Origin of the sequence: Streptomyces sp. NPDC001822 (assembly GCF_042892135.1) — a bacterium.
Lineage (GTDB): Bacteria > Actinomycetota > Actinomycetes > Streptomycetales > Streptomycetaceae > Streptomyces.
In genome coordinates, this window is sequence record NZ_JBIATW010000019.1 from 13,307 (window position 1) to 38,483 (window position 25,177).

Consider the following 25,177-nt stretch of genomic DNA (forward strand, 5'->3'; position numbering starts at 1 on the left):
GCGCCAGTGCAAGGTAGTCAGCAGGGGTGGGCATGAGGATGGCCTCTCGGATGGTCGGAGCCGTCATCATGCCACCGCACCGTCCCCCCCCGACCATGACTTACGGGACAAGGTGACGTCGTTGACGTTGGCCGCGGTTGTGATGACCTTGAGCATGGGCCGGCAAGCAGGACCTGGCGGCTGGCGGGCAGTCGCCGTCACCGTGTACCGAGCTCCCGCCGCCTCGCATGAGCCATCGCGTCAGGTGCCGCAGAGTGCTGCTGGACAGATCGGGGGGCGGCCGGGGCGCCCTGCGACGGGCGGGATGCCGTCGACCAGGGCGAGGGTCTGGGTGACGTCGTTGACGTTCGCCGCGGTCGTGATGACCTTCAGTGGGGTGCCGCGTCTGTCGCAGATTAGATGGTGCTTGCTGCCTGTCTTCCGCCGGTCGACCGGCGACGGACCGGTGTCGGCGCCCCCTTTTTCGCGTGGATGTGAGAACCATCCACGCAGGCCCGTGACCAGTCGAGCTCGCCGGCCGCGTTCAGCTCGGCGAGCATGACCCGGTGCAGCCGGTCGAAAGCCCCTGTCTTCTGCCACCGGTCCAGGCGACGCCAGCATGTCTGCCCAGAGCCGAAGCCCAGTTCCAACGGCAGAAGTTGCCAGGCTATGTCGTTGTAGAGGACGAACAGAATGCCCTGCAGACAGAGCCGGTCCGACACCGGCCGAGGCCCCGGAGACCGCTCCGGCCACGGCGGCAACAACGGCTCGATCAATGCCCACAACTCATCGTCCACGATCCACGGCCGAGTACCCACACCATCACGAACGGCCGAATCCTCACACCGGTAACGCCCAACAAGCCCACATCAACAAGATCGTGTTACGAGCTCTAAGAGGTCCTAACAAAGGCGTTGGACGTGGCGGTGGGTGATGAGGCAGGTTGCGAGGCCGAGGAAGGCTTCGTGTATGTCGTCGCGTCTTTCCCACCGGACCCGGAGTCGTCGGAAGCCGTGGAACCAGGCGATCGTGCGCTCGACAACCCAGCGATGAACACCGAGGCCGGAGCCGTGCGCTACTCCGCGGCGGGCGATGACCGGCTTGATGCCCTGAGCCCAGACCAGGCGACGGTACTTGTCGTGGTCATAGCCGCGGTCGCCGAGCAGGACGTCGGGCCGTCGACGTGGCCGTCCCACGAGCCCTGGGACCGACGGGATCTTGGCGAGCAGAGGCATCAGCTGGGTGACGTCGTTGCGGTTTCCGCCGGTCAGGGACACCGCGAGCGGGATGCCCTGGCCATCGACGAGGATGTGATGCTTGCTGCCCGGCCGCGCTCGGTCGACCGGGCTGGGTCCGCTTTTGGGCCGCGCCGAGCGGCCCGGACGTGGGAAGAGTCGATCACCGCCCGCGACCAGTCGAGCTGTTTCGCCGCTCGCAGCCTGGCCAGCAGCACGACGTGGAGCCGGTCCCAGACGCCGGCCTCATTCCAGGCAGCGAGACGGCGCCAGCACGTCATGCCTGAACCGAAGCCCAGCTCCTGCGGCAGATACTCCCACTGGATCCCGGTATGCAGCACAAACAGGATCCCGCAGAGCGCTTGACGGTCAGGGACTCTCGGCCGACCAGGCACCAGCTTCGGCGCCGGAACAGGCAACAACGGTTCTACCAGCGACCACAGTTCGTCCGAGACGATCCACGGATGCGACTCTCTCTTCCCCACGAACAGCCCAACGAGCAACCAAGCCGACAGTCACATCATCTGAGGCTTCTGTTAGAACCTCTAAGGGCCCGCGCGAGAGCCTCGCCAAGTGCCGTGACGTCGGCGGATTGACCCCTCGCGACAATTTTCACGATCATATCCCGGCAGGCGTCAGCTGCAGGTCCGGTAGTTGTAACCGGCGTTACGCGATGCGCCGTCTGCGTCGATGAACTGGTAGACGCCGTCTGGGAAGCGATGCAGGACGAAGCTGCGGGCCGAGCCGGCGTAAACGAGATACAGGTCCGAGTCAGCGCCCGAAGAGTAGTTAATCCGCCTGGCGGCATAGCTCCAGCTCGCCTTGCCAGCGCTTCCGTCGGCTGTCAGGCCGGAGGCTGACTGCCAGTTGGCGGTCGCGGTTTTGGTCTGGCTTCCGAAGTCGCCGTCGATGTCCGAGTTGGACGAGAGGTAGCCGTTTGCCCACAGCACCATCTGCCACAGGCAAGTAGCGTTGGAAGTCCTATTCGTGTTGGTGTCCACGACGCCTTCGTTGCCCCAGTCGTCGCTCCAGGCTCCTGCCCCGGTGACGTAGTCGAGGCCGCTGTAGGTTCCGCTTGCCGCGGCCGGCGTGGTGCTCATGGCTAGGAGGGCGGCGCTCAGGGCCCCCACCGTGCACGCGCCCCACTTGATGCGCTTGGTGTACGAACTCATAAAGACTCCTGAATTCGGGCCCCCTTGGAGCCGGACTGGGTCATTACACAGCCTCCGACAACTGATCCACACGGGAAGTTCACGCCAGAGCCTGGATCATGTTCGCGCCAAGTGCTCGGTCTTCGGCGTTGGGCTGGTGAAGCCGCAGGTCTGGGACTGGGGCGCGGCTGCGCCTCGTGCTCGTTCAGCAAGGCCTCGACGGCGTACGTCGACCGGGCGCCAGTGACGGCCCGCGCCCGGTCCGCTTGCATGCACGAGGCGAAGGCGGAGTGCTGCCAGCAGGAGGGCTGGAGGGCGGCGCGACTCAGCGCGCCCACAGCCCTTGGCAGCAGCTCAAGCCGAGCAGCGGGCCGTCGAGATGGAGCCTCGCACCGCCCAGCTGCGCGGGCAGGCTGCTCGCCGACCACAGGACGTCGAGGACTACACCTGCCTTTCCCCGTGCTAGCGCTCCGAGCGCCGCGTTGCGCGCCTGGTGCTGGCGGCCGCATTCGCTTCGGATGACGTCCGGATCGAAGCCGTCCCACTGGCAACCTTCCAGAAGGTGCCGGCGGTGGTTCGGGCCACCGCCAGCAAGCCGCGGATGGTCGCGCCCGGCCTTGTCGAGGGCGGCTGCCAAGGCTGACTGACCTGCAGGAACGGTAGAGGGGTCGCGGAAACCGCGGCCCGGCTCCGTGTGCTCGGGGTTACGGGGCGGGTGTGTAGGTGACGGTGGTGTCGCCACAGTCCTCCGCGGTGCCGAGGAGCGCCTGGCGCTCGTTCTCGTCGACGGCCAGGTCCCAGCGGAGTTTCGTTGCGACCCAGGTCGCGGCGTAGGTGCAGTGGTAGGAGCCGTCCGTGGGCATCCACTGTGCGGGGTCCTTGTCACTCTTGGACCGGTTGGAGGCAGCGGACACTGCGATCAGCGTGTCGGGGCTGTCCTGGTCGTTCGCGTACGCCTCACGCCGCGCGGCGCTCCACGGCGTCTGCTCGGAGTCGAACACCTCCGCCAACGGCACGAAGTGGTCGACATCCAGCCGGCCCGCATCTGTCACCACCAGGTCGTCGTACGCGCTGCGCCAGGACCCGCCGGTGAGTTTGCAGCCGGCCGCGACCTCGGGTGCGTCGACAGCTTCGGCGAGGATGACTTCCCGGCGGGTGTCGCAGCCGTCTGTTGGGTTCAGGCCGCGGTTCCAGTGCTTGTAGAGGGTGCGCTGGTAGCCCTCGCGGTGTTCCGCGGCGACGGGGAGCCGGTCGATCGCGTCGAACAAGGGCAGCGCCATCGAGGCACCGGGTGCGCCGGCGGGAGGCTGGGCCGGGGCGTAGGAGGTGAAGGGCAGCTCGTCCACCGGAGTGGGTACCATCACGGCGCCGGCGGATCCGGTTGTGGTGAGCAGGGGCAGGACTGCGAGGGCGAGCGCGGGCAGACCGCGCCGCATCAGGGAGATCATCACGGGACGTGGTGTAGCAGTCGCCTCCTGCGGGGCGAAGGAGTGCTGATGTCCCGTCACTCGATCGCGGGCACAGGTTCACCTGAAGAAACGGCACACCGCGCTGGCACCAGTGCCTGCGTGCCAAGGGCCTACCCAGCCGAGGGAGTGGGCCGGGTTCGCCTTGACGTCACTGGCAGGCGAAGGGCGGCCGAGCCTCCGGCGGGAGGCCCTCTCAGACCGGCGCGCACGCCTCGGGAACCGTGGTCGTTCCCCGCACGGAGCGCAGGCTCGGACCGGGAGGGCGGCCATCCTGAACTGTGTTCCGGCTACCGTCGAAAAAGCGGTCCACGGAGGTTGCCATGCCTGTGATCGCTGCGTGGGCGTCGTCTGTCAGCGCTGTACGGTCCCCGGCCGGGTGGCGGTGCCGTTCAGGCAGTGGTCCAGGAGTGCGTGCATGCGTGGAATGGGGAGGGCCGGGTTGGACGCGGCGCCCTCGGCGGTGCGGGGGTCGGCGAGGAGGGACTCCAGGGTTTCCGGTGACAGGCTCGGGTTGGTGACCGCTGCCCGGCGAACCGACGCGTCGGGGTCCTCCACCGGGGGGTCGGGCAAGGCGGGATCGGCTGCGGCCAGGGCCCGTACCTCGGGATCCGGGTGGTCGATGAGGTGAGCCCGGCCGGTAGGGGGGAATGCGGGCCGGTCCAGCAGGTGAGGACGGTGGGCAGGGCGTGTGACGAAGACATCCAGGAGGAGGTGCGGCGGAGCCAGCGGGTGGTGGCAGGCCAGCCGGATCCGCACCTCCTCGTCGTCGTCCTGCGCGAGCGTCTCGGAGAGTTCCGCCGACAGGCCCGGCCAACTTGCCGCGACCCGGCGGAGCACCGGTTCCTCGGACACCGCGCAGGTGGCGAACCAGTCGGGTGACGGCCCGACGTCCGGCTCAATATTCGACCTGGTGAACGGCTCGCCGATCGGGCAGGTGCAGTCAGGACCGTGTCCGAGGACCTGATCGATCGCCCAGTACTCCGCCCAGGTGTGGGTGGAGGGGTGGAGGCGCGCGCACATCCGCACGTACTCGTCCGGGTCTCGCATCAACTCCGCCACCAGGTCGGTTCCTACGTCAGGCCGGACGGCGACCGACGCGCGGACCTCCGCGTCAGGGTGGCGGGCGAGACGGGCGAGGGCGTAGGCGGGGATGTTCGGGTTCCTGGCCATGGGGAGCACCGTGCCGTCCGTGAAGCACTGCTCGACGAGCGCGGGGGACAGAGCACACGTGTCGAACACGAATCGGTTGCGCGAGCCGAAGGACGGCAGCATGGCCTCCACCCGTTCCGGGTCCAACCGCCAGCTCTTGTCCTGCGCCGCTTCCCGGACCGCGAGGTCCGGATCGTCGAGCAACCCTGCCCGCTGGGCCGGGGTGAGCGACTCCCACCGCCAAGTGGCTCGCATCCGGAGTTCGGGGTCCTTGCTGCCGGCCATGGAGCGGAAGAAGGACAGCGGGATCTGCCGGGACGAGTCGAGCCCCCCGATGATCTCGTCCACGGTGACCTTGCCGTCCACGCCCGCGTCCTGGGCGGTCAGGAGGGTCACGAGGATGTCGTCCGGCAGCGGTCGGACCCATCGGAGATCGTGCCGGGGGCCTGCGGCGAGCCACCCGCGGACGACCCCCGACGGGTCCGTTGCCAAGGGGGCGAGCCGCGCCGGGTCGACGTACCGGTTGCGGGCGAGCGTGCGGCGGATGACCCCCTCCGGATGGCGCAGGGCAGCGTCGATGATGGCGTCAGGCAGGTCACGGCCCTCGCACATCAGCAGGCTGGCTTCACCGGCCGCTCGATCCAACAGGCGTACCAATACCTCGGAGGGCGCCGCCCGATTGAAGGCGATGCCGCGCAGCCACAGTTCACGCAGAGAGTCGAACACCGTGTGATCCTGCCACCTCGCCTCCTGAACGGGGTCGCCCGACTACGACCGCAGCGGCGGGGAGGGCCCCGGTCCGCAGGGCCCAGCGCCCCGACAGCAGCCGTGCTCCCCGCGCCCGCGGGGATGGTTCCTACCAAGACCGATGGCCTGCTTGTCCGTGGGGTGGTTGAACTTCCGCTTGTGCGTTCCGCCGGCCTTGATGTGGTTCATGCCGTACTTGCTGCTGCCGGCCCGGAGTAGCCGCCCACTGCCCCTGCGGGCCGGTCTGCGTGTGCCGGGCGATATGTCCCCGGTCGCCGGGCCTTCCGGCGTCTCCATGGTGACGTTTCAGCGTGTACGTCGAATGCCCCGCACGGCGGGTGCGGGGCATTCGGGAAGGTCCTGCGACCACGGGGGCAGTCGGGGTGCCTGCCTGGGTAACGACGGGTGGGTGGGCGGGTAACGGGCGGTGCGGTTTCCTGATCAGTCCACGCGTAGGTCCGCAGCTGCCAGTTCCGTCTCCGCTCATGAGGCGAGGATTTCGCGCAGCTCGCGTACTGCCCGCTCGCCGTGGGACGGGGCGGGGATCGAGCGGAGCAGGCCCATGGCCCGCTGGTGGACGAGGCCGTTGCGAAACGCCTCGGGGAGAGGGGTCAGCACCGTGGTGACGCGTCGGCAGGCTTCCTCGGTGTCGCCGTCGTGATGGATGCAGGTGGCGGCGTCGATGGTCAGCAGGGAGCGGGTCATGGTGCTGGTCGGCGCGGACAGTTCCAGCGCCCGCTTTTGGCTTTCGCCGGCGCGCCGGGTGTCGCCGAGTGCGGTGAGTGCGTGGGACAGGTGGACATGGTGCTTCTGTTCGCCGTGCGTGAGCCACGTGTCGGCGCGGGCACCGGCATCGAGTCGTTTCATGAGGGTGTCGGCCTGTGTGATCGCTTCGCGCGCTTGTTCCGGCTGGTGGGAGAGGGCGTAGGCGCGGGCGGCCACGGCGGCCGCGAGGGTCGCGGCCGCCGTGGGCCGGTCCCCTGCGATCTGCCGGGCCCGCTCGGCCAGGAGCGCTGCTGCCTGCGGGGCGCCGTAGTTGATCGGGACCATCGCCTCGCGGGCCAGGACCCAGGCGTGGAGTTGGTGGTCACCGGATTCCTGGGCGGCCTTCGCGGCTGTGGCGAACCACTTCCTGGCCTCTGCGCGGGTGCCGAGGTCGTGCAGGACGATCGCGATCATCCCTGCCATCTGTCCGGCGGTGCGGCATACCCGGATGCGGGCGGCGACTGGCTGAGGGATGTCGAGATGGGACCGGAGCTCTGTGAAGTCGTTGACGAGATCGGCGAGGAACCGGGTCGGGGGCTGCCCGTGGTACCCGTACCCGTATGCCTCGGCGGCTGCCTCGAGATCGGACAGTTCGGCCGGTGCCGTGTCACTGGTCAGGGCGAGGTCCAGCGACTGGCGGGTCTGCGTCAACGCGGTGAGTGCCGTGGTCGTGAGGCCGGCTGCGAGGGCGCCGCGCAGCACCTGACGGCGGTTCATCGGGTCATCTCCATCATCGGACTCCGGGTGCGGTCTGGGGGAGCTGTCCTCCCAGGGTCGCGCAGCAAGCCCCAGAAAGGCACCGGGAATGCGAAGTGCGTCCCCGATGCGCTCGATCGCGTCCAGGGTGATGACCGCCGCCTCGCCCCGTGCGACCTTCGAGACCCGCTCGGGTTTCATGCCGCAGGCTTCACCGATTCGGTAGTAGCTGATCCCCTGCTCGTAGGCCATGGCGAAGACCGTTGTGAAGTCACGGTTCCGGGCGGCATGGATGAAGGCCGGGTCTTCCAGTAAGACGTACGGAATCTGTGCTGGTGACGGCTGCAAGTCGTCCACGAGTCCCCCTTCGCACCCGCAGCGGAAGCCCCGACGCTACCCCCATGACGGGCCCCCACGATGGGCTTATCCACAAGGCGGGTTCCCGCTTCACTGGCGACTGCACACAGCAGGCCAACCGGCCGCTGAACCCTTCTCGCAGGAGGTTCGTCATGGAGTCCAAGTCCGCTATCGCCGCCGTCGGTATCGCGGTGTCCACGGAGGAGACCAACGAGATCACCGGGCCCGTGGTGGTCGCTGTCGACGTGGAGGACGAGGAGTAGTCCTCCCGCGCACGTTCTGACCCGCAGGGTGCCCGCCCCTCTCCTCGTGCCGCTGGCCGTGGGGGAGGCGCGGGCGCCTCTCGCACCGGCCCCTGGGAGGTCGCCATGATTCACGTCTTTGTCGGACCGACACTGTCACGGTCCGAACCGCACCTTGCCGCCCCCGAGATTCAGCTGTGGCCCCCGGCCCGGCACGGCGACCTGTTCGCCAGCGGGATCCGTGACGGCGACACCGTCGTACTCATCGACGGGGTCTACCACCAGGCACCCGCCCTGCGCCACAAGGAAATCCTGGCCGCGATGGGCCGGGGCGTGCACGTCATCGGAGCCGCCAGCATCGGCGCGCTGCGCGCCGCTGAACTCGCACCCTACGGAATGCTCGGCGTCGGCGCCGTCTACACCGCCTACGCCCGCGGCGACATCGTCGGCGACGACGAGGTAGCGGTCGGACAGGCCCCGGACGGGCAGTGGCACGCCTTGACCTGGCCCCTGGTCAACCTCCGCCAGACACTGCGCCTGGCCCAGGCCGCCGGCATCCTCGACGACGCCCGGGCCACCGCCCTCCTGCGCGCACTGCGCGCCGTCTACTACCCGCAGCGCACCACCGCCGCGGTCCGGGCTGTCTGCCGCTGGCAGGGGGAAGCGGATTTCGCCCAGTGGCTGGCCGAACAAGTGCGGCTCGATCAGCACTTCGGTGACGTCAAGCGTGCCGACGCCCTTGACGCCGTCCGCACGGCCATCGCCGGACCGCCGCGGCGGTGCGGCGCGCGACCGGGACGTGGGGTGTGGGACACGACGTACTTCCGGGCCTGGTCCAACGCCTGGGCGCACGCGCACGTCGACGGCGTGCAGCTGTCCACCGAGGACCGCCTCCTCTACCAGCAGGTCTTCGACCCGGCGTTCCGCACACGGTGGACTGCCTATCTCGAGCACCGTTCCCTGCACCCCGCTCACGGACCGGGCCTGCCACTGACGGCCCGTCTGGTCCGCTTCACCGACGGGGGTCTGCCCGCCGACCGGGTCTTCCAGCCGAGCGTCGACCTGCGGCACGAGCCCACTGTGGCGATCTTGCTCGCGGGGGAGAGCGCCCAGGATCGCCAGGCAGTGGCCCGGTACGCCGACGCCCTGGAACAGGCACGTCAGATGCGGCCCGGCTTCTCCACTGCATCGGTCCGCGACGACGTGACCCGTTGCTTCCTCCTGGAACTGTGGGACTGCCCGGAGCGGGACTTCGATTCCGAAGCGTCCGCCCGTGGCCTGGTGTGCGGCGCGCGCGCCGTGATGGACGCCAAGCGGTTCATCCCCGGGTTCCTTCACGAGGCGCGCAGCTTGAAGCGAGGGGAGGCAGCCCATGCCGGACTCTGAAGTCGTACTCGACCTGCCGGGCACCATGCGTGCCCGACCCCCGGAGCAGACGTGGGAGACGGTGGCCGGGCAGCTGCCGGACTACGGCATCACCCGGGTCGCCGACCTGACCGGACTGGACTGCATCGGGCTCCCTGTCTGGACCGCGATCCGCCCCGCCTCCCGCACCCTGAGCACCTCCCAGGGCAAGGGCGCCACCCACCTGCTCGCGAAACTCTCCGCGGTCATGGAGGCGATCGAGCTCTGGCACGTGGAACAGCCGCTGCCCATCGCCGCCCACGGGCCGGCCATCGAAGTAGCCTCCGACTGCCCCGTGGCAGCCCTCCCTGCGACCGTGCCGTGCCCCGAACAAGCCCTGGCCAGGATGGTCTGGGACTGGACGCCGGCAACCGGCCTGGCCACAGGGCACGAAGTCCTCGTTCCGGTCGACGTCGTCCGGCGCCGCTCCCAGCGGCCCGAGTGGAGCCCGGGCCCGCTGCGCGCGACGAGTACCGGCCTCGCGTGCGGAAACACGCGGGACGAAGCCCTGCTGCACGGCTTGTACGAGGTCGTGGAGCGGGATGTGCTCTACCGGGACGGTTTGAACGACGGCAGGAATCGCACGCTCATCGACTCCGCAACCGTCGGCGATCCTCACAGCCGGGAGGTGATCGACCGGCTGGCGGCCGCGGGCATGGCCTTCGAGATGGCTCTGGTGGACGGTCCGTACGGGCTGCCGGTGTGCGTGGCCTACCTCTGGTCGGAGGACTACCCGGTCGTCTTCGCCGGCGGCGGCTGCCACAGCAGTCCCACGATCGCCCTGACCCGCGCGCTGACAGAGGCCGCGCAGTCGCGGCTGACAGCCATCGCCGGAACGCGCGACGACCTCCCCAGCGATACCGGCAGCTTCGACGCCCCCTTCCATCCACCGCGGGCCACCGGCCTCATGCCCTGGACGCAGGCCACCTCCCGACTCGCCCCGCCCGCCCCGACCTTCGCCGAATGCCGAGCCGACGTGGTCCGCAGAGTCGCCGGTGTCACCGGGCACGAGCCTGTGGCCCTGGAGTTGTCCGCCCCCACCGCACCGGTCCATGCCGTGCAGGTTCTCTGCCCCGGCACGCACTCGCGGATCCGGAGATCGATGCCCCGATGAACACCACCACACCCCCGGCGCCCGTGCCGGCCCTGCCGAGCTCCGCCCAGTACGACGCCTTCCACACCGCCCGCGCCCGCACCGACCTCGTCGCACGCATGTACGCCGCGGCGATGGGCGCCGACTACCCGGGAGAGATCGGCGCTTCGAGCTCCTGCGACTGGCCCCTGCTGGGACTCCTCACCAGCCGGCTGAGGATGCGACCGGGGCAACTCCTCGTGGATGCCGGCTGCGGAACCGGCGGCATCGGCCTCTGGCTCGCCCGCGCCCTGGCCCTGCGCCTGGACGGCTTCGACCTCTCCCCGGTCGCCGTCACCCAGGCCACCGCCCGCCGCCCCCACTTCCTCGGCACAGACACCACCCGCGCCGCCTTCCGTGTCGCAGACCTGCAGCACACCGCCCTGCCCACCTCCACCGCCCATGGCATTGTCTGCATCGACGCACTCGGCCGCGCGGCCGACCGCGACCAGGCGATGGCCGAGCTCGCCAGGGTCCTGGCCCCGGGCGGCCGGCTCGTGATGACCCGCTCTCTGCGCCGAGACGCCACCCCCACGTGGGCCGAGCAGGCCGCAGCAGTCGGCCTCGTCCTGGAGCACGTGGACGAACGCCGCGGCGAGCCCGCCATGTGGGAGCGCCTCTACCGCCTCTGGATCACCCACGCCGACGACCTGCGCCGCGACCTGGGTGACGCGCCGGCGCAGAGCATGCTGGCGGAGGCCGAAGGGATGCTGCCCGCACTGCCCGGCCGACGCGCCGTCCTGCTGACCCTGCACCGCCCCGCAACCGCCCCTGATCAGGCCCGCACCGCCGATAGGATGGCCAGGCCCGACCGCCACGGCGGCAGGCACACGCCCGACGAGAGGACCCCGCAGTGAGCCAGCCCCGAAGCCGTGCGGCCGTGTTCTCAGCAGGGTCCTGGGGCACCGCCGTCGCCAAAATCATGGCCGACGCCGGCACCGACGTCATCGTCCACGCCCGCCGCGACGAGATCGCCGACGGCATCAACACCACACACCGAAACCCCGGCTACTTCCCCGACATCGAACTGCCTCCCACCCTCACGGCCACCACCGACCCGGCCACCGCCCTCACCGGCGCCAACTACCTCGTGCTCTCCATCCCCGCACAGTCCCTGCGCACCAGCCTCGCCGCGTGGGCGCCGCTCATCGGACCAGACACGGTGATCGTGTCGCTGATGAAGGGCATCGAACTGGGCAGCGGCCTGCGCGCCAGCCAGGTCATCACCGAGGTGACCGGCGTGAGTGAGGGCAGCGTGGCGGTGCTGTCGGGGCCGAACTTGGCCCGGGAGATCATGGCCGGGCAGCCCGCCGCCGCGACGATCGCCTGCCGCGACGAGGACACCGCCCGAAGGGTTCAGCAGGCCTGCCACACCCCGTACTTCCGCCCCTACACCAGCACCGATGTGACCGGCTGCGAGCTCGGCGGCGCCGTGAAGAACGTCATCGCTCTCGCCGTCGGCATCGCCTCCGGCATGGGCCTGGGCGGCAACGCCTCCGCCATGCTTATCACCCGCGGCCTCGCGGAAACCACCCGCCTCGCCACCGCCATGGGCGCGCACCCGGCCACCCTCGCCGGCCTGGCCGGCCTCGGCGACCTCGTCGCCACCTGCTCCTCGCCGCTCTCCCGCAACCGCACCTTCGGCACCCACCTCGGCCAGGGCATGAGCGTCGAGCAGGCAACCGCCGCCACCCGCACCACCACCGAGGGCGTCAAGAGCGCAGAGGCGATCCTCGCCCTGGCCCGCGCCCACGACGTCGAAATGCCCATCACCAAAGTGATGTCAGACCTGCTCCACGACAAGATCAGCCTCGATCAGGCCACAGCCGCGCTGATGCAGCGGCCCCCCAAGCCCGAGCGCTGACCCCCCGGCCCCCAGTTCACCAGGGCGGCCCACCACCCCTTCACCCTCCCACCCGGAGGTTGGCACCCATGCCCCAGTTCGTGCTGCCCGCTGCCCAGATCTCTCTCACCCTCGCCCTCGCCGCATGGATGATCACCGGCTTCACCCCCCTGCCCGGACGATGGCTCCGCTGGAAGATGTTCTGCCGGGCCAACTTCACCGTCATCACGCTCACCGGCACCACAACCGACGGACACACCGAGCCGGTCAACGTCTACGACCACCTCTCACCAGGCTCCTTCATCCTCGGCCCACCCCAACTGCAAGCCATCATCAACTACCTGATCAGCAGCGGCCGCTACGCACGCCTCGACGGACACGGCCGACTGCTCAACGCCCAAGGCGAGCACCACATCGAGGTGAGAGACAGCCATGTGGTTCATTGACAGCATCACCGCCGGCTTCCAGCACCCCACCGACCCCGGCCGCCTCCAGCGGTTCCGCATCGTCTTCGCCACCGTGCTGACCCTGCGCTTCGCCCTGTCCTTTGGCCACGGCGGCTGGGACCGCTTCACCCTCATCTCACTCAGCACACACCTCGCCAACCAGCGCTTCGGACCCAAGCGCGCCCGTGTCCTGGTCCGCTGCTACCGGCCCGCCCTGCTCATCCGCACAGCCGCCGCCCTCACCCTCGCCGCAGGCCTCCAGCCCCGGCTGTCGCTCGTGCTCGTCCTGGCCGGCGCCGCAATGGAACTCCTCTACCTCAAGAGCCCCAACGCCGTGCGTTTCACCCTGCTCACCGGCACCTGCCTCCTGCTCGCCGGCGACCTCGGCCACGGCTTCCACATCGAGCACCAGCCCAGCACCGCCAACACCTGGGCGCAGTGCCTCCTCGTCCTGATCACCACCGACATCTACTGGAACAGCGCCTGGCAGAAACTCCGCTCACCCCAGTTCCGCAGCGGCCTCTACCTCGCCCAGTGGATCCACGTCTACGACCAGGTCAAAGACCGCCTGCCCCACCGCCGCCAGCACGCCGTCCCCGGCTTCGTCCGCCACCACACAGGCAACCTCACCGACCGGGACATTCGCTTCTGGCGCCTGGCCTCCATCACCGCCATCGCAGCAGAGACCACCCTGCCCCCAGCACTACTGCTCACCCACACCGCGCCCTACGCCGTCGCCGCGGGTATCGCTATGCACGTCGCATTCACCTGCCTCAAACCCCGACAACTCATCACCTTCTCCGGCCTCACCACCGGCACCTACCTCGCCTTCACCACCTGACTTCTATACCGAGGTCGTCGCGGCCGTCACCTACAGCCCACACTCGGGAGGGGCAGTCGGTTCGCGCGCTGTACGCGCTGGCTCAGGCTCAGGAACGGCTCAAGTCGTGTTTTCTTAGCCGCGGATCGCCGCATCACAAACGTGTGACGAGTATCGACTGGGGAACGGCCCCTGCCTGGGCAAGTGCAATCGGGACGAGCGGATCGCTACTCCTCGGCTTCGCCATCCTGCTGCGAGACCGGAGGAAGGAAGAACGTCAGGAAGCACAGAAGATAGTGATCCACTTCAACCGCGACGACAAGAACGTCAAAGTCCACCTGCTGAACACAGCAGACCGGCCCATCCTTCTACCGAGGGTGCTGTGCACTGGTCAGGTGCAGGTGCCATTCGGACAGGAGAGAGTCGGGCCGGGCGAGGAAACAACCGCTGACATCTCGCTATACATCGACGGCAACCGCACGTTCCCTCTGGCTGTGCTGTTCCTCGACGGCGACGGATACAGGTGGGCCCGCGACCTGCAGACTAGAGACGTGATCCGGGTGAGACATATCAAGCGTCGGGCTCCGAATACCCGGCTGCTCCTGCGCCCTCACACTTGGGGAGCCTTCGCACGGTACTGGGAGCGGCGGCGGAGTATCCGCAGAGCCTAGCAACGTCGGCTCTGTCTACCTGAAGTCTGAGCGACCAAGCCCTTACCGTGGGGGCGCTGCGTCGCGGGCGTGCCTATCCCAGCTCACGGACGCTCACTCGGTAGGCCAGGACCTGACCTACCTACGCCGATCGCACCAGCACCAGCCGAACCCACCGCCCGAGATCCCTTCAGTCGCTCCAGCCTCTACGTCCCGTTTTTGCAGGTCAAGGACTTGTGCGGCGCTTGACAGCGACTGAAGCGACTTAGGTTCGGGTATATGAGGCCACCACCATGCGCGCGCCTGTGTCATATATAGGCGTCTTGAGTCGCTTCAGTCGCTGTTGGGCAGCGAGAGGCCATCTGACCTGCCGATATGCCTTCATCCGACGCGAGCGACCCAAGTACTCTCAGTAGCTCGGCTCAATCGTCGGTCGCTGACCGGTGTCCGAGTTGCTGGCTCCGAGAGCGACACAGCGGCTGGCAATCCGCAGGGGCTGCGCCGCACTCCCGAGATCCTTCGCTACTGTATGTCTGTCGTTGAGTCGCTTCGGTCGCTGAAGGGGGAGGTAAATTCGTCTGACCTGCATCTTTCGCCCAGCGACTCTCGGTATCTGCCTCAGCAGCCCTCAGTCGCTCGGCGCTCGCTGCGCACCGCACACGAGTGCGCAGGCAGAGGCGATTCGGATGGCCGGCCGACGCTCGTTGATGACCTGGATTCCTAACTCGGTACGGACCGCGTGAAGAGCCTGCTCGATCAGCTCGTCCAGGTCTTGATCTGAGCGGCGACCTCCCGCACCGGTAGACCGTCCCGGGCGGCGCGGGCCAGCGGGAGAACGGTGTCCAGGCCAGGGCCCACCGGCATCCCGCACGCCGACAAGTAGGCCGCGGTCACCGTGGCCGCGAACAGCAGATTCCGCATCTCCAGGCTCGGGTTTCTCGCCAACTCGCACAGCAGCGCCGCAGCCTTGTGATGAAGTTCGGGGTAGACCTCGTGGTCAAGGATCTCCGCCCGGTGACGTGCTTCCGCTGCTACGGGGACGCCGTAGTCGACGACCTGGGGGTCTCCCGGAATCTGCTGCGCCACTGCCAGGATCCACGCGAGGTCAATCCGAAGGTTCACGCGGCATCCCTCGGTGCCGTCTTCGCCGGGACGTCCGGGAGACCGGGGTACCGGTCCTCACCGACTTCCGCATCGAACACGTCCGTGTACGCAGCCAGGAATGATGCGGCGCCGGCCATGAAGGCTGCGCGGGACTGATTCACGTCCGCCTCGATCAGGTCGGCCACGTACCCCTGCAAGCTCAGGCCTCGGCGCTTGGCCCGGTCCTCGGCGGCTTCCTTGACCTCTTCATCCAGGCGGATGTTCGTCTGCTTTCCCATACCAGCACTGTAGCTATGTGCTGGTACCAGTGCATAGCGAACGGGGACGTCGGCTCGGGACCGGAGCGGTGGTGAGATCATTCCGGGGGCAAGTGGGACGGGCGCGCCGGAGGGGCAACATGATCGACCTTGAAGAGCGCGTGAACCGCGTGTTCAATCCGGACCTGCGTCCCCTCGTCAGCGAGGCGTACCGTTGCTACGTCTCCGGCTCGGGCCGCGGCGCGATCGTCCTGACCTGGACGGCTGTCTGCGCTGACCTCATCGCCAAGGCCCAGATCCTCCATGAAGAGGGCGAGAGCCACGCGAAGGACCTGGTTGCCGATGTGGAGCGAGCGCAGGGCAGTGCGGAGTCCGAAGCGATTCCGATCATGCTCGCCCTGGAGAAGACTCTGCTCGATACGGCGGAGAAGCACGAGTTGATCGACTTCACCCAGCGCAAGCAGCTGGAGCGGATCCGCGACGACCGCCACCTGTGTGCACATCCGTCCATCCGTCCACTCGGCGGTGTGGTGGACCACCACCGCCTTGATCTTGCCCCCAGCCGGCACGGGAGGTGATGGGCGCTGTGGCATGGTGCTTGGCGGGGCGGTGGGGCCCGTGTCGGTCGGGGCAGTGGTCGGGGTTGCCGAAGGAGTTCCGGGCTCGGCAGAGGGTGAAAGCCGAAGGTAACTCGCTCACCGGTGGTTCAGCGGAAGGCTCCTGGCCGGCGGGGTTTTGAGTGTCCGGAGAGGCGCTGGGCTGCGGTTCGGCGGATTCCGAGGGGGTCGGTGCGTCCGTCTCCTCGACTGCGAAAGCCGCAGGCTTGATGGCGCTCACGTCGCCGGTCCCCGGATCCACCGTGTCCAACCGCAGACCGGCCGGCAGCCCCGCAGACGATTTCCCATTCGAAGCCACACGGGCCTCGACGCCGTCGAAGGTCCTACCCAGGCCGGTTCGGTGCCGCCGCGGGCAGCTCCGTTCTCCCCTTGCCCGCTGTCCCCGTCCAGCCGCAGCAACGGCGACCACTTCCCGGTCGTCAGGGAACGGGTACGGACCTCGACCCTCCCTGTGACACTGGCGCCGGGATCGGCCCAGGTCACGCCCAGCATGCTGAACCGCTCCGCGTCACGCCGTGCCAGGGAGGCACCCGTCCCGTCGTCAGCGTTCTGCAGCCGTGCGGTTGTCGCGTGGGCCGTGACGGGCTTTGAGTCGCTTCCCCCGGCGTAGTTAGCAAATTTTGAGCATCACGAGTGATGGACGTCACATTACCTTGCGTATCGAGGGTGTCGCTCTAGGGTAAGTCTGTCTGAGTTCGTGATCTTTCCCTCCTCGATACCTTCGAATTTGCTTCACATAAGTGATGCGAAGGCCACAACGGACTGAGGATCGATGAGAGTTCACAAACCCGCGCACCACGAGCGCGGGCGACCAAGACCGGGCCGAAACCTGCGGTACATAGCGGGCAGCCTTGCATTGGCGTTGTCGGTCACCTTGGTTGACGGCACCAGTGCCGCGATCGCCGCCGCCCCTCAGGTCCCCACTGCACCGAAGAAGACGGCGGCCACCCAGGCCGCGGACATCCCTTCCGCCCGCGTTGCCGCGCGTCTGTCAGGTAAGCGCGTCGAAGCGCTGTCCGAGCGCACAGAGACGTCCACAACCTGGGCCAACAAAAACGGTTCGCTGACGACAGAGCTTGCCGCCGGCCCCGTCCGCTTCCAGGACGGCACCACCGACCAGTGGCGAGACGTAGACCTCGACCTAGCCACCAACCCCGACGGCTCGGTCCAACCTCACGCGCACCCCCGCGGCCTGAGACTCGCCGGCAGGACAGGAAGCCCCGCCACCTCTCTCAAGTCTGCACAAGCCTCGAAGGCCACCGACCTAGTGACGCTCGGCGAGGGCGATCAGCAGATCACCCTGCAGTGGAAGGGCGGACTGCCCACGCCCAAACTGACCGGCACGCGGGCTGAATACGTCAACGCTGTCCCCGGCGCAGACGTGGTGGTCGAGGCGACCCGTACCGGCTTCGAGCAGTACGTCGAGATCAAGCAGAAGCCCGCCACCGACGGCTACACTTACACGCTTCCTTTGAAAGCCAAGGGGCTCAAGGCCAAGCAGCAGGCCGACGGCAGTGTGGTGTTCATCGACAAGAAGAACAAGAAGCAGGCTGTCATGCCTGCCCCGGTGATGTGGGACGCCACCGTCGATGAGCGCTCAGGCGAGCACACCCGGCGGGTACCCGTCGCGATGAAGATCGCCACCAAGGGCTCTTCCGTCGACCTGGTGATTACTCCTGACGCAAAGTTCCTCGCCGACCCGGCCACCAAGTATCCGGTGACGGTCGACCCCTCCACCTCATCCCTGTCGAACGCTTTCGACACGTACGTCCAGCAGGGCGAAACCGTCGACTGGTCGGCCGACGTCGAACTCGACCTGGGCAACCCGGGCACGAAGAACGCCGACGGCACCCCGCGCACGGCGCAGTCCTTCATCTCGTGGAACACCTCCCCGATGCAGGATGCACTCGTCCTGAACGCAAAGCTGTCCCTGTGGAACTTTCACTCGGGCAACAACGTGGACTGCAAGAACTACCCGTGGGAAGTCTGGTCGTCGCCTGCGGCTTCCACCTCCAGCCGGTGGTCCAACCGTCCGACGATGACAGTGAAGAAGGCCACTTCCACCGAAACGCGCGGTAACACATCGTGCACCGCGCAGCCTGACGGCTGGATCAACGCCGACGTAACCACTCTGGCACAGGAGTGGGCGTCGGCCAAGGTCACCCGGGGCCACATGGGGCTGCGCGCCACCGATGAAAGCGCAATTGCGCAGTGGAAGCGGGTGAATTCCGCAAATGCCGCCTCCAACCCGCCGAAGCTGGTCGTCAACTACAACTACCGGCCCCGTACCGGCACGAAGCAGGAAGCAGGTCCCCCCTACTTTTCCTACGGTGGGGCCTACACGGTTAACACCACGACGCCGACCCTGCGTGACACGTTCGTCGACGCCGACGGCGACAAGGTCAACGGCACCTTCCAAATCTTCGACAACGCCACCAACACCCAGGTCGGCGATGTCATTGTCTCCAAGTACGTGCCCTCCGGGCAGGTCGCCTCGGTGACCGTTCCCGCTGGTGTACTCGCCAACGGCAAGACGTACAAGTTCCGCACCTCTCCGTATGACGGGGCGCACTACAACGTGGGCTGGTCAGCGTGGAAGACCTTCACCGTCGACACCACCGCGCCCCAGGCCCCGACGAAGATCACTTCCACGGACTATCCGGCGGCCCAGTGGGTCAAGGGATCCGGGCAGAAGGGCATTTTCACCGTTACCCCGAACGGCACCGACCACAACTGGCTCGAGTGGTCCCTAGACGGCGTGACCTGGACCAAAGTCGCCACCGGTGGATCGACGAGCAGTGTGCCCATCCCGGTGACCCCGGATTCCGACGGGACGCACAGCCTCGAAGTACGCACCGTCGACAAGGCGGACAATAAGTCTCCCGAGCTCGACTACACCTTCCACGTCGGCCCGGGCGGCTTCGTGCAGCCCGCCGAGGACGAGCGCACCGCGCGGCGGCTCACTCTGGTGGCCGAGGGCGACGCGGCCAAGTACGACAAGGTCTCCTTCTCCTGGCGCCGTTCCGAGGCGGATCCCTGGGTGCGCATCCCGGCCGCCGACGTCACCTCCGACGGCGCCCCGCTGACCGCTTGGCCGACGCCGCTGACCGACGGCAGGAACACCCCGCTTGTCTGGAACGCCACCACCACGGTCGACCCCGACGGCTCCGTTGAGATCAAAGCCGACTTCACGGGGCCCGGCGCGGCCGCCGGCAGCACCCAGCCGCTCGTCGTCATCGTGGATCGGGACGCCGACGGCGCCGCCACGACCACGATCGGCCCCGGCTCGCTGAACCTGCTCACGGGTGAGTTGGTCCTGTCCCAGACGGACGCCTCCTACTTCGGCCTGACGGTTGGACGTACCGCAGCATCGCGTAACCCGCAGTCGGGGGCTCAGGAGGGTCAGGCACCGATCTTCGGTGAGGAGTGGGCGTCCGGTGTCCTCACGGAGATCACAGAGTCGGACTACAGTCACGTCCGCAAGATCTCGGACACGGCCGTGGTCGTGGCCACTGCGGACGACAGTGAGATCCACTTCACCGCCAACGCCGCGAAGACGGGCTGGATAGCGGAGCCCGGTGCGGAGCACCTGACCCTCACGGGCGGAGTGACCGGCAGTTTCACCCTCTCTGCGGCGGACGGCACGATCACCCAGTTCGCCAAGCCCGAGACGACGGCGACTACGTGGCAGGTCTCCAGCACGCTGCTCGACGGTCTCGCCAACTCGACTACCACGGTCGCCTCCGAGACCGTCACCGTCGGCGACGAGACGCTGGCTCGGCCCAAGCGGCTCATCGCGCCGACGTCGGCCGCCACGGCGACGGCGTGCAACGCCGATCCCAGCACCAAGGGATGCCGGGTGTTGGAGTTCGTCTACGCCACCACTACGACGGCCACCTCCCAGGCGGACGGTGACTTCGCCGGCCGCGTCCAGGAGATCCGGCTGTGGTCCACGGAGACGGGTGCGACGGCTGCCACCTCGAAGTCCGTGCAGAAGTACCTCTACAATGCCACGGGACAGCTGACCCAAGTCTGGAACCCGCAGATCTCGCCGTCCCTGAAAACCGTCTACGCGTACGACGCGGGCGGGCGGGTCGCTCGCGTAACCCCGCCGAGCGAACTCCCCTGGAACCTTACCTACGGGACAGCGGGAACCGGCCCGTCGGCAGGGCCCGGTATGCTACTCAAGGCATCGCGCGCGACCCTGAAGCAGGGCACCGCGGACGTGGTGGAGGCCGACGCCGTCACCAGCGTCGTATACGCCGTCCCGCTCACCGGTACCCGAGCGCCGCATAAGATGAGCGCCGTGGACGCGAAGGCGTGGGGGCAGAACGATCTGCCCACCGATGCCACGGCGGTGTTCCCGCCCGACTCGGTCCCCGCCTCGCACTCCGGCGACACCCTTGCCGCGGGCGACTATGGCCGAGCCACGGTCCACTACCTGAGCGCGTTCGCCCGAGAGGTGAACACGGCTCAGCCCGGCGGCCATATCGGCACGACCGAGTACGACCGGTTCGGAAACACTGTCCGTGAACTGTCCGCGGCCAACCGTGCCATCGCCCTCGGTCTGTCCCCGGATGCGGCGACCGTTCATGCGGACCTCGGCATCGGATCACTCCCGACCCCGGAGCGTGCCGCCCTGCTGTCGACGCGGTCCGTCTACAACAGCACCGGAACGCGCGAGCTTGAGGGCTTCGGCCCGTTGCACCGGATTACCCTCACCCAGGATCTGAAGAGTGGTACGGCCACGCTGGTGGCGGCGGGCACCTCTGTTCTCGCCCGCGCATGGACCGTCGCTGAGTACGACGCGGGCCGTCCGACCGACGGCTCCGCGACCATTGCCGACCAGGTCACGAAGCGTACGACGGGCGCGCAGGTACGGGAGCACCCGTCGGTGCACGCCGAGACGCGCGTCTCCGAGACGGTCTACGACTGGGGCAAGGGCCTGCCGGTCAAGGAAGTTCAGGACCCGGGTGGTCTGGCGATCACCACGACCGCTCAGTACGACTCCCAGGGCCGCGAGGTCAAGAACATCGCCCCTGGCGGCACCGGCACCGATGCGGCGACCACGGTGACCTCCTACTGGTCAGCGACCGGAAGCGGCGCCTGCGCCGGCCGTCCGGAGTGGGCGGACATGGTGTGTTCCACGGGTCCTGGCGGCGCTATCACCGGAGGCGGCAACAACCCGGCGCAGCTCCCCACCACGACGACCGAGTACGACTGGTGGGGCAACGCCGCGAAGGCGACGGAAGCGGTGACCGGCGCCACTCGTACCGTCACCACCACCCGCGACGCGGCCGGCCGGCCGACGACGGTCAAGACGACCGGTACCGGGGGCCAGGCCGTGCCTGACGTGACGACCGAGTACGACACCGCCACCGGACGCCCGTACAAAACAGTCTCCTCGACCGGCGGCACCGTCACCAAGGCGTACGACAAACTGGGCCGTCAGATCTCGTACACCGACGCGGACGGCGGCACCACCGGCGTCACCTACGACACGCTGGGCCGCCCGGCCAAGATCACCGACAACGTGCCCAGCACGCGCACGTTCACCTACGACCACACCGCCGAACCGCGCGGCTTGGCAACCAAGGTCGTCGACTCGGTTGCGGGGGCCTTCACCGCCACCTACAGCGCCGACGGCGCGGTCGACACCGAGAAACTGCCCGGCGGCTACACCCTGCGCACAGTCGAGGATCCCTCCGGGTCCCAGACCCAGAGGACGTACACCCGGGACAGCGACGGCGTGCTCGTCCACTCCGACACCGTCACGAAGTCGGTCCACAGCCAGGCCACGACCCGGACCGGCTGGTCCGACCAGACCTTCCGGTACGACGCGGTCGGGCGGCTCTCCACAGTGGAGGACACTTCGGAGACCGTCTGCACCTGGAGGTCCTACGGCTTCGACGGGCGGACCAACCGGACGTCGCTCACGACGGCCTCCTCCGCCCCCGGCACCGACTGCCCGACCAGTGGAGGGACCACGCGGACCAGCACCTACGACACCGCGGACCGCCTCGTCGACTCCGGCTACGTCTACGACGGGCTCGGCCGCAACACGGCACGTCCCGACGGCACGGGCATCGAGTACTACGCCAACGACCTCGTATACCGGGAGACTGCGAAGGGGCAGCGTCAGACCTGGCGGCTCGACGCCACCCAGCGCTTCAGGTCGTGGACCGTCGAGACGGGCAGCGGTTCCACCTGGACCCAGAGCGCGTCCCGGATCAACCATTACGACGGCGACTCCGACAGCCCGCGCTGGATTGTCGAGGACACCGCCACCGGGGCGCTGACCCGGAACGTGGACTCGCTCGGCGGCGGGCTCGCGGCGGTCACAGGCAAGACCGGTGACGTCGTCCTGCAGCTCACCTCCGTGCACGGTGACGTCGTGCTCCAACTCCCGCTGGACGCCTCCAAGGCCCCGGTGGCCCTGGACACGGACGAGTACGGCCAACGGCGCGCAGGCCAGACGCCCACCCGCTACGGCTGGCTCGGGGGCGATCAGCGCTCCGGCGAGACCCTGTCCGGCCTCACCCTGATGGGCTCGCGCCTCTACGACCCGGCGACTGGCCGGTTCACCTCGCTGGACCCGGTCGAGGGCGGAAACGCCAATGCCTACGACTACTGTTCCGGCGATCCCGTCGGTTGCAAGGACCTCAGCGGCAATTTCAGCATCAACGACATCTGGCACGAGGGGAAAGCCTGCGCCAAGTACTGGTGGGCCTGCTGGGGTGTGGCCGATGACAGCTACTGGGCCCAGCGGGAGGCGAAGAAGGCCTACAAGAACTCCAACAAGCAGAACGCCTACCGGCACTGCATCTGGCAGGCCATGCTGGTGTGGGACTTCGGCTGGACCATTGCCAAGGCTTTCGGCAACGCCCACGAGGCAAAGCACAAGAACACGAAGGACAAGGCCAAGCGCCGTGACTCCCAGGTCGACTACTACAACAACAAGGTGGGCCGCAGCATCGGCTCCCAGATCACCGCGTGGACGCGCTGGGGAGCGCAAGATGCTGCCTGCAAGCGCTGCAAGAAGGCACTAAAGAACGGCAAACTGGCCATGCGCTGACCGCGTGGGCCTTTCACCGCCGGAGGGTGCGGAAACGGTCACCTGGCCGCCCGCGCCCTCCGGCGCCATCGATGTACGGAGACACTGCTGTGCGAAACCAAGCTTTTTCCCCGGCCCGGCGGCGTATGCCGGTCACCTGGGCGGTGGCCCTCTCGCTCGACTTCGTCCTGACCTGTGTGAGCGCCATGGTTCTGGCGGGCATCGGCCTGCTGATGCCCGCCTTCACGGAGGACTACGACGGCTCCACGGCGCCGTGGACGGTGGGCTACCTCACGGGAGCGGTGATCCTGCTCGGCTCCCTGGCGTTGTCTTTCGTTGTGCTGCGCAGTGACAAGGACGGTACTCGGCGGATTGGACTGCTGCTGTCACTGCTGCGACTGGGCCTGATCGTGTTCACTGCGATGGGGTACGTCATGTACGGCGTAGTCGTCGTCGAATCGTCCTGAGCTTGACTCTGTCGAGGATCTTGGTTGCGCCGTGAGGCGCTGTGGTCCGAGTGGAGATGGAAGACCATTACCTCGGGCCTGTCGCAGCAGGTCGGTGTAGCTGAGGGCCGGGACCAGCCTCATGCACGGCTGCATGTCGTCGGTCAGTGGTGCTGGCTATACCAATGACCGGGGTGTTTGCCCTGCCGTCCACCGTCGTTTCAGTACCTCAGCCTGGCGACCAGAGCCATGGGACCGACGGCCCGGCTCGAGTGAGCCTTTTCAGCGTTGCCTCTGCAGGGTGAGGACTGCTCTGGCGATTGACGTCATGCGGTTCGGGCTGATCCGGGATCTTCGAGCGTGTCGTGCTTGCGCAGGTACACCAGAGCGACCAGCGCACGCTGGTGCGGCGGATGCACCGGCGGTCACCCTTGCGGGTGACGATGATCATGGCGACCCACTCGACCAGCGCATGCGGCAGGTCGAGTGCGGCAGGATAAGAGACCAACGAGGCACCTGCGCTGATGAGTTGAGATTTCAAACACCTCCCTCAACGGCACGGGTGCCTCGTGCGTTGCGCCCCCGTCGCAGTCACCCGATCGGTGGCCACTCTGAGAATGCTCACTGAGCCCCTGCATCTCCTCGTAGCCCGTGGCCGGGCGAGCCAGGTCAGACCGTCACTTCGCCGCCGCGTGTTTTGGCTCCTCGGACAGAACCAGGTCGATGACCTGTTCGGTGAGGGGTTCGAGGGAGATGTCGTAGGTGCGGGTGATCTGCTGGAGGCGGGAGATGGCTTTACGCACGCCGGTTGTGTTGCCGGTGGCCCACTCGATGCGCATCCAGTCTCGGTAGAGGACTTCGGAGGTCTCGTCGACGTCCAGGCCGCGCAGGACGGCGTGGCGGGCTGCGTCCATGTCGGGGGTGTCGCCTTCGGAGAGCCAGGCGGCCAGCGTGTGGGCGATGTCGGTGACGCGGGAGATGACTTCCTGCTGGATGGAGTCGGCCCACGGGTAGTCCTGGCCCTCGAACGGCTTGCCGCGGACCAGGCCGAGGGCTTTCTCCAGGTCCGGGATCCCGGTCTCCGGGCCGGCAGCCAGGCCGCGCGTAGCCAGCTTCTGGAAGTGGTCCCAGTCGGAGCGGATCCCGGTGCGGAACGCGTAGCCGGTCTTCGGGCGCGGCAGGTAGGGCTGCCCGTCGGCGTCCGTGCCGAAGCGGGAGCGGATCTCGGAGAGGCGGGACTGCAGGGTGCGCGTCGACCACGGGTTCACCGGATCCATCGCCGTGCACAAGGTGTCGGCGCTACGTCCGGGCCGCAGGTAGATCAGCGCGGCGAGCGCCCCGACCTTGGGCCCGTGACCGGAGTTGCTGATGCCACTGACCTGCAACGGACCCAGCAGACAGTTCTCCGGCACCGACGAGTCATTCGCCCACCTACCGCTGAACGCGAGGGAGTGGATGCATCGCTCTCCACACCCGGCGGTGTCTGCCGCAATGTTTGAAACTATTTTACCCGCCCATTATATCGCGAGTCATTCTCTTGTAAGCCATCTTAAATTATATTTCTGTTCATTTTTAATACACTTTTCGTGGTTTTCTCTGCGTGAATTTCACGGG

Annotated in this window: 21 protein-coding genes and 1 pseudogene; 10 read left to right on the forward strand and 12 right to left on the reverse strand. The window is 67.9% G+C overall.

The window, feature by feature from the left end; all coding sequences use genetic code 11:
- Positions 1–240 precede the first annotated feature (240 nt).
- From ACFYY2_RS31125 to ACFYY2_RS31160, 8 genes are all read right to left on the reverse strand, one after another.
- Entirely contained in the window at positions 241–504 is a 264-nt protein-coding gene (locus ACFYY2_RS31125) for a transposase (protein ID WP_388749376.1), read from the reverse strand.
- Positions 396–776 (reverse strand): transposase, encoded by a 381-nt coding sequence (locus ACFYY2_RS31130; protein ID WP_388749199.1) that lies wholly within the window; start codon positions 774–776, stop codon positions 396–398. Before ACFYY2_RS31130 ends, ACFYY2_RS31125 begins: the two co-directional genes overlap by 109 nt.
- A gap of 105 nt (positions 777–881) precedes the next feature.
- Positions 882–1,672, reverse strand: a protein-coding gene (locus tag ACFYY2_RS31135) for an IS5 family transposase (protein ID WP_388749378.1) whose coding sequence is annotated in 2 segments (ribosomal slippage) — positions 882–1,342 and positions 1,342–1,672 — 792 coding nt in all. Because the reading frame shifts where the segments join, the coding sequence is not laid out codon by codon here.
- A 177-nt stretch (positions 1,673–1,849) separates the two neighbouring features.
- Positions 1,850–2,386 carry a peptidoglycan-binding protein gene (locus tag ACFYY2_RS31140; protein ID WP_388749201.1) on the reverse strand — a complete coding sequence of 179 codons (537 nt, stop codon included), beginning with the start codon at positions 2,384–2,386 and terminating at the stop codon, positions 1,850–1,852.
- Positions 2,387–2,690: 304 nt separating this feature from the next.
- Positions 2,691–3,002: a hypothetical protein gene (locus ACFYY2_RS31145; RefSeq protein ID WP_388749203.1), complete on the reverse strand. Its 312-nt coding sequence runs from the start codon at positions 3,000–3,002 to the stop codon at positions 2,691–2,693.
- Between the two features lie 67 nt (positions 3,003–3,069).
- On the reverse strand, positions 3,070–3,813 hold the full coding sequence (locus tag ACFYY2_RS31150; protein ID WP_388749380.1) for an HNH endonuclease family protein: 744 nt from the start codon (positions 3,811–3,813) through the stop codon (positions 3,070–3,072).
- Between the two features lie 372 nt (positions 3,814–4,185).
- Complete coding sequence (locus ACFYY2_RS31155; protein WP_388749205.1) at positions 4,186–5,709, reverse strand: hypothetical protein; 1,524 nt, start codon at positions 5,707–5,709, stop codon at positions 4,186–4,188.
- A 504-nt stretch (positions 5,710–6,213) separates the two neighbouring features.
- The gene (locus ACFYY2_RS31160) at positions 6,214–7,443 is read right to left on the reverse strand and encodes a hypothetical protein (protein WP_388749207.1); all 1,230 of its coding nucleotides are present in this window, start codon (positions 7,441–7,443) and stop codon (positions 6,214–6,216) included.
- 473 nt (positions 7,444–7,916) lie between these two features.
- Between ACFYY2_RS31160 and ACFYY2_RS31165 the strand changes: the two genes are divergently transcribed.
- The 7 genes from ACFYY2_RS31165 (at position 7,917) to ACFYY2_RS31195 (ending at position 14,106) form a co-directional block, all read left to right on the forward strand.
- Positions 7,917–9,176, forward strand: a complete 1,260-nt coding sequence (locus tag ACFYY2_RS31165; protein ID WP_388749209.1) for a TfuA-like protein — start codon at positions 7,917–7,919, stop codon at positions 9,174–9,176.
- Positions 9,163–10,308, forward strand: a complete 1,146-nt coding sequence (locus tag ACFYY2_RS31170) for a YcaO-like family protein (RefSeq protein WP_388749211.1) — start codon at positions 9,163–9,165, stop codon at positions 10,306–10,308. The genes ACFYY2_RS31165 and ACFYY2_RS31170 overlap by 14 nt, the downstream gene beginning before the upstream one ends.
- Complete coding sequence (locus tag ACFYY2_RS31175) at positions 10,305–11,183, forward strand: class I SAM-dependent methyltransferase (RefSeq protein WP_388749213.1); 879 nt, start codon at positions 10,305–10,307, stop codon at positions 11,181–11,183. The genes ACFYY2_RS31170 and ACFYY2_RS31175 overlap by 4 nt, the downstream gene beginning before the upstream one ends.
- Positions 11,180–12,190 (forward strand): NAD(P)H-dependent glycerol-3-phosphate dehydrogenase, encoded by a 1,011-nt coding sequence (locus tag ACFYY2_RS31180; RefSeq protein ID WP_388749215.1) that lies wholly within the window; start codon positions 11,180–11,182, stop codon positions 12,188–12,190. Before ACFYY2_RS31175 ends, ACFYY2_RS31180 begins: the two co-directional genes overlap by 4 nt.
- A 68-nt stretch (positions 12,191–12,258) precedes the next feature.
- Positions 12,259–12,615, forward strand: coding sequence for a hypothetical protein (locus ACFYY2_RS31185; RefSeq protein WP_388749217.1), 357 nt, complete (start codon positions 12,259–12,261; stop codon positions 12,613–12,615).
- Positions 12,602–13,456, forward strand: coding sequence for a hypothetical protein (locus ACFYY2_RS31190; protein WP_388749219.1), 855 nt, complete (start codon positions 12,602–12,604; stop codon positions 13,454–13,456). Before ACFYY2_RS31185 ends, ACFYY2_RS31190 begins: the two co-directional genes overlap by 14 nt.
- A 143-nt stretch (positions 13,457–13,599) precedes the next feature.
- A complete protein-coding gene (locus ACFYY2_RS31195) occupies positions 13,600–14,106 on the forward strand; it encodes a hypothetical protein (protein WP_388749221.1) in 507 nt (168 codons plus the stop codon).
- Between the two features lie 735 nt (positions 14,107–14,841).
- Here the strand turns inward: ACFYY2_RS31195 and ACFYY2_RS31200 are convergent.
- Positions 14,842–15,207 carry a hypothetical protein gene (locus ACFYY2_RS31200; RefSeq protein WP_388749223.1) on the reverse strand — a complete coding sequence of 122 codons (366 nt, stop codon included), beginning with the start codon at positions 15,205–15,207 and terminating at the stop codon, positions 14,842–14,844.
- A complete protein-coding gene (locus ACFYY2_RS31205; RefSeq protein ID WP_388749225.1) occupies positions 15,204–15,467 on the reverse strand; it encodes a hypothetical protein in 264 nt (87 codons plus the stop codon). The genes ACFYY2_RS31200 and ACFYY2_RS31205 overlap by 4 nt, the downstream gene beginning before the upstream one ends.
- Positions 15,468–15,586: 119 nt before the next feature.
- Between ACFYY2_RS31205 and ACFYY2_RS31210 the strand changes: the two genes are divergently transcribed.
- The 3 genes from ACFYY2_RS31210 to ACFYY2_RS31220 all read left to right on the forward strand — a co-directional run bounded on the left by ACFYY2_RS31210 (position 15,587) and on the right by ACFYY2_RS31220 (position 23,584).
- Positions 15,587–16,024, forward strand: a complete 438-nt coding sequence (locus ACFYY2_RS31210) for a hypothetical protein (protein ID WP_388749227.1) — start codon at positions 15,587–15,589, stop codon at positions 16,022–16,024.
- A 901-nt stretch (positions 16,025–16,925) separates the two neighbouring features.
- The gene (locus tag ACFYY2_RS31215) at positions 16,926–23,138 is read left to right on the forward strand and encodes a DUF6973 domain-containing protein (protein WP_388749229.1); all 6,213 of its coding nucleotides are present in this window, start codon (positions 16,926–16,928) and stop codon (positions 23,136–23,138) included.
- Between the two features lie 125 nt (positions 23,139–23,263).
- On the forward strand, positions 23,264–23,584 hold the full coding sequence (locus ACFYY2_RS31220; RefSeq protein WP_388749231.1) for a hypothetical protein: 321 nt from the start codon (positions 23,264–23,266) through the stop codon (positions 23,582–23,584).
- 335 nt (positions 23,585–23,919) lie between these two features.
- Here ACFYY2_RS31220 and ACFYY2_RS31225 read toward each other — a convergent pair.
- Together ACFYY2_RS31225 and ACFYY2_RS31230 are read right to left on the reverse strand one after the other, a co-directional pair.
- Positions 23,920–24,071 (reverse strand): annotated as a pseudogene (locus tag ACFYY2_RS31225) (IS5/IS1182 family transposase); the annotation flags it as partial.
- Between the two features lie 169 nt (positions 24,072–24,240).
- A complete protein-coding gene (locus ACFYY2_RS31230; RefSeq protein ID WP_388749233.1) occupies positions 24,241–24,975 on the reverse strand; it encodes a hypothetical protein in 735 nt (244 codons plus the stop codon).
- Between the last annotated feature and the right edge of the window lie 202 nt (positions 24,976–25,177).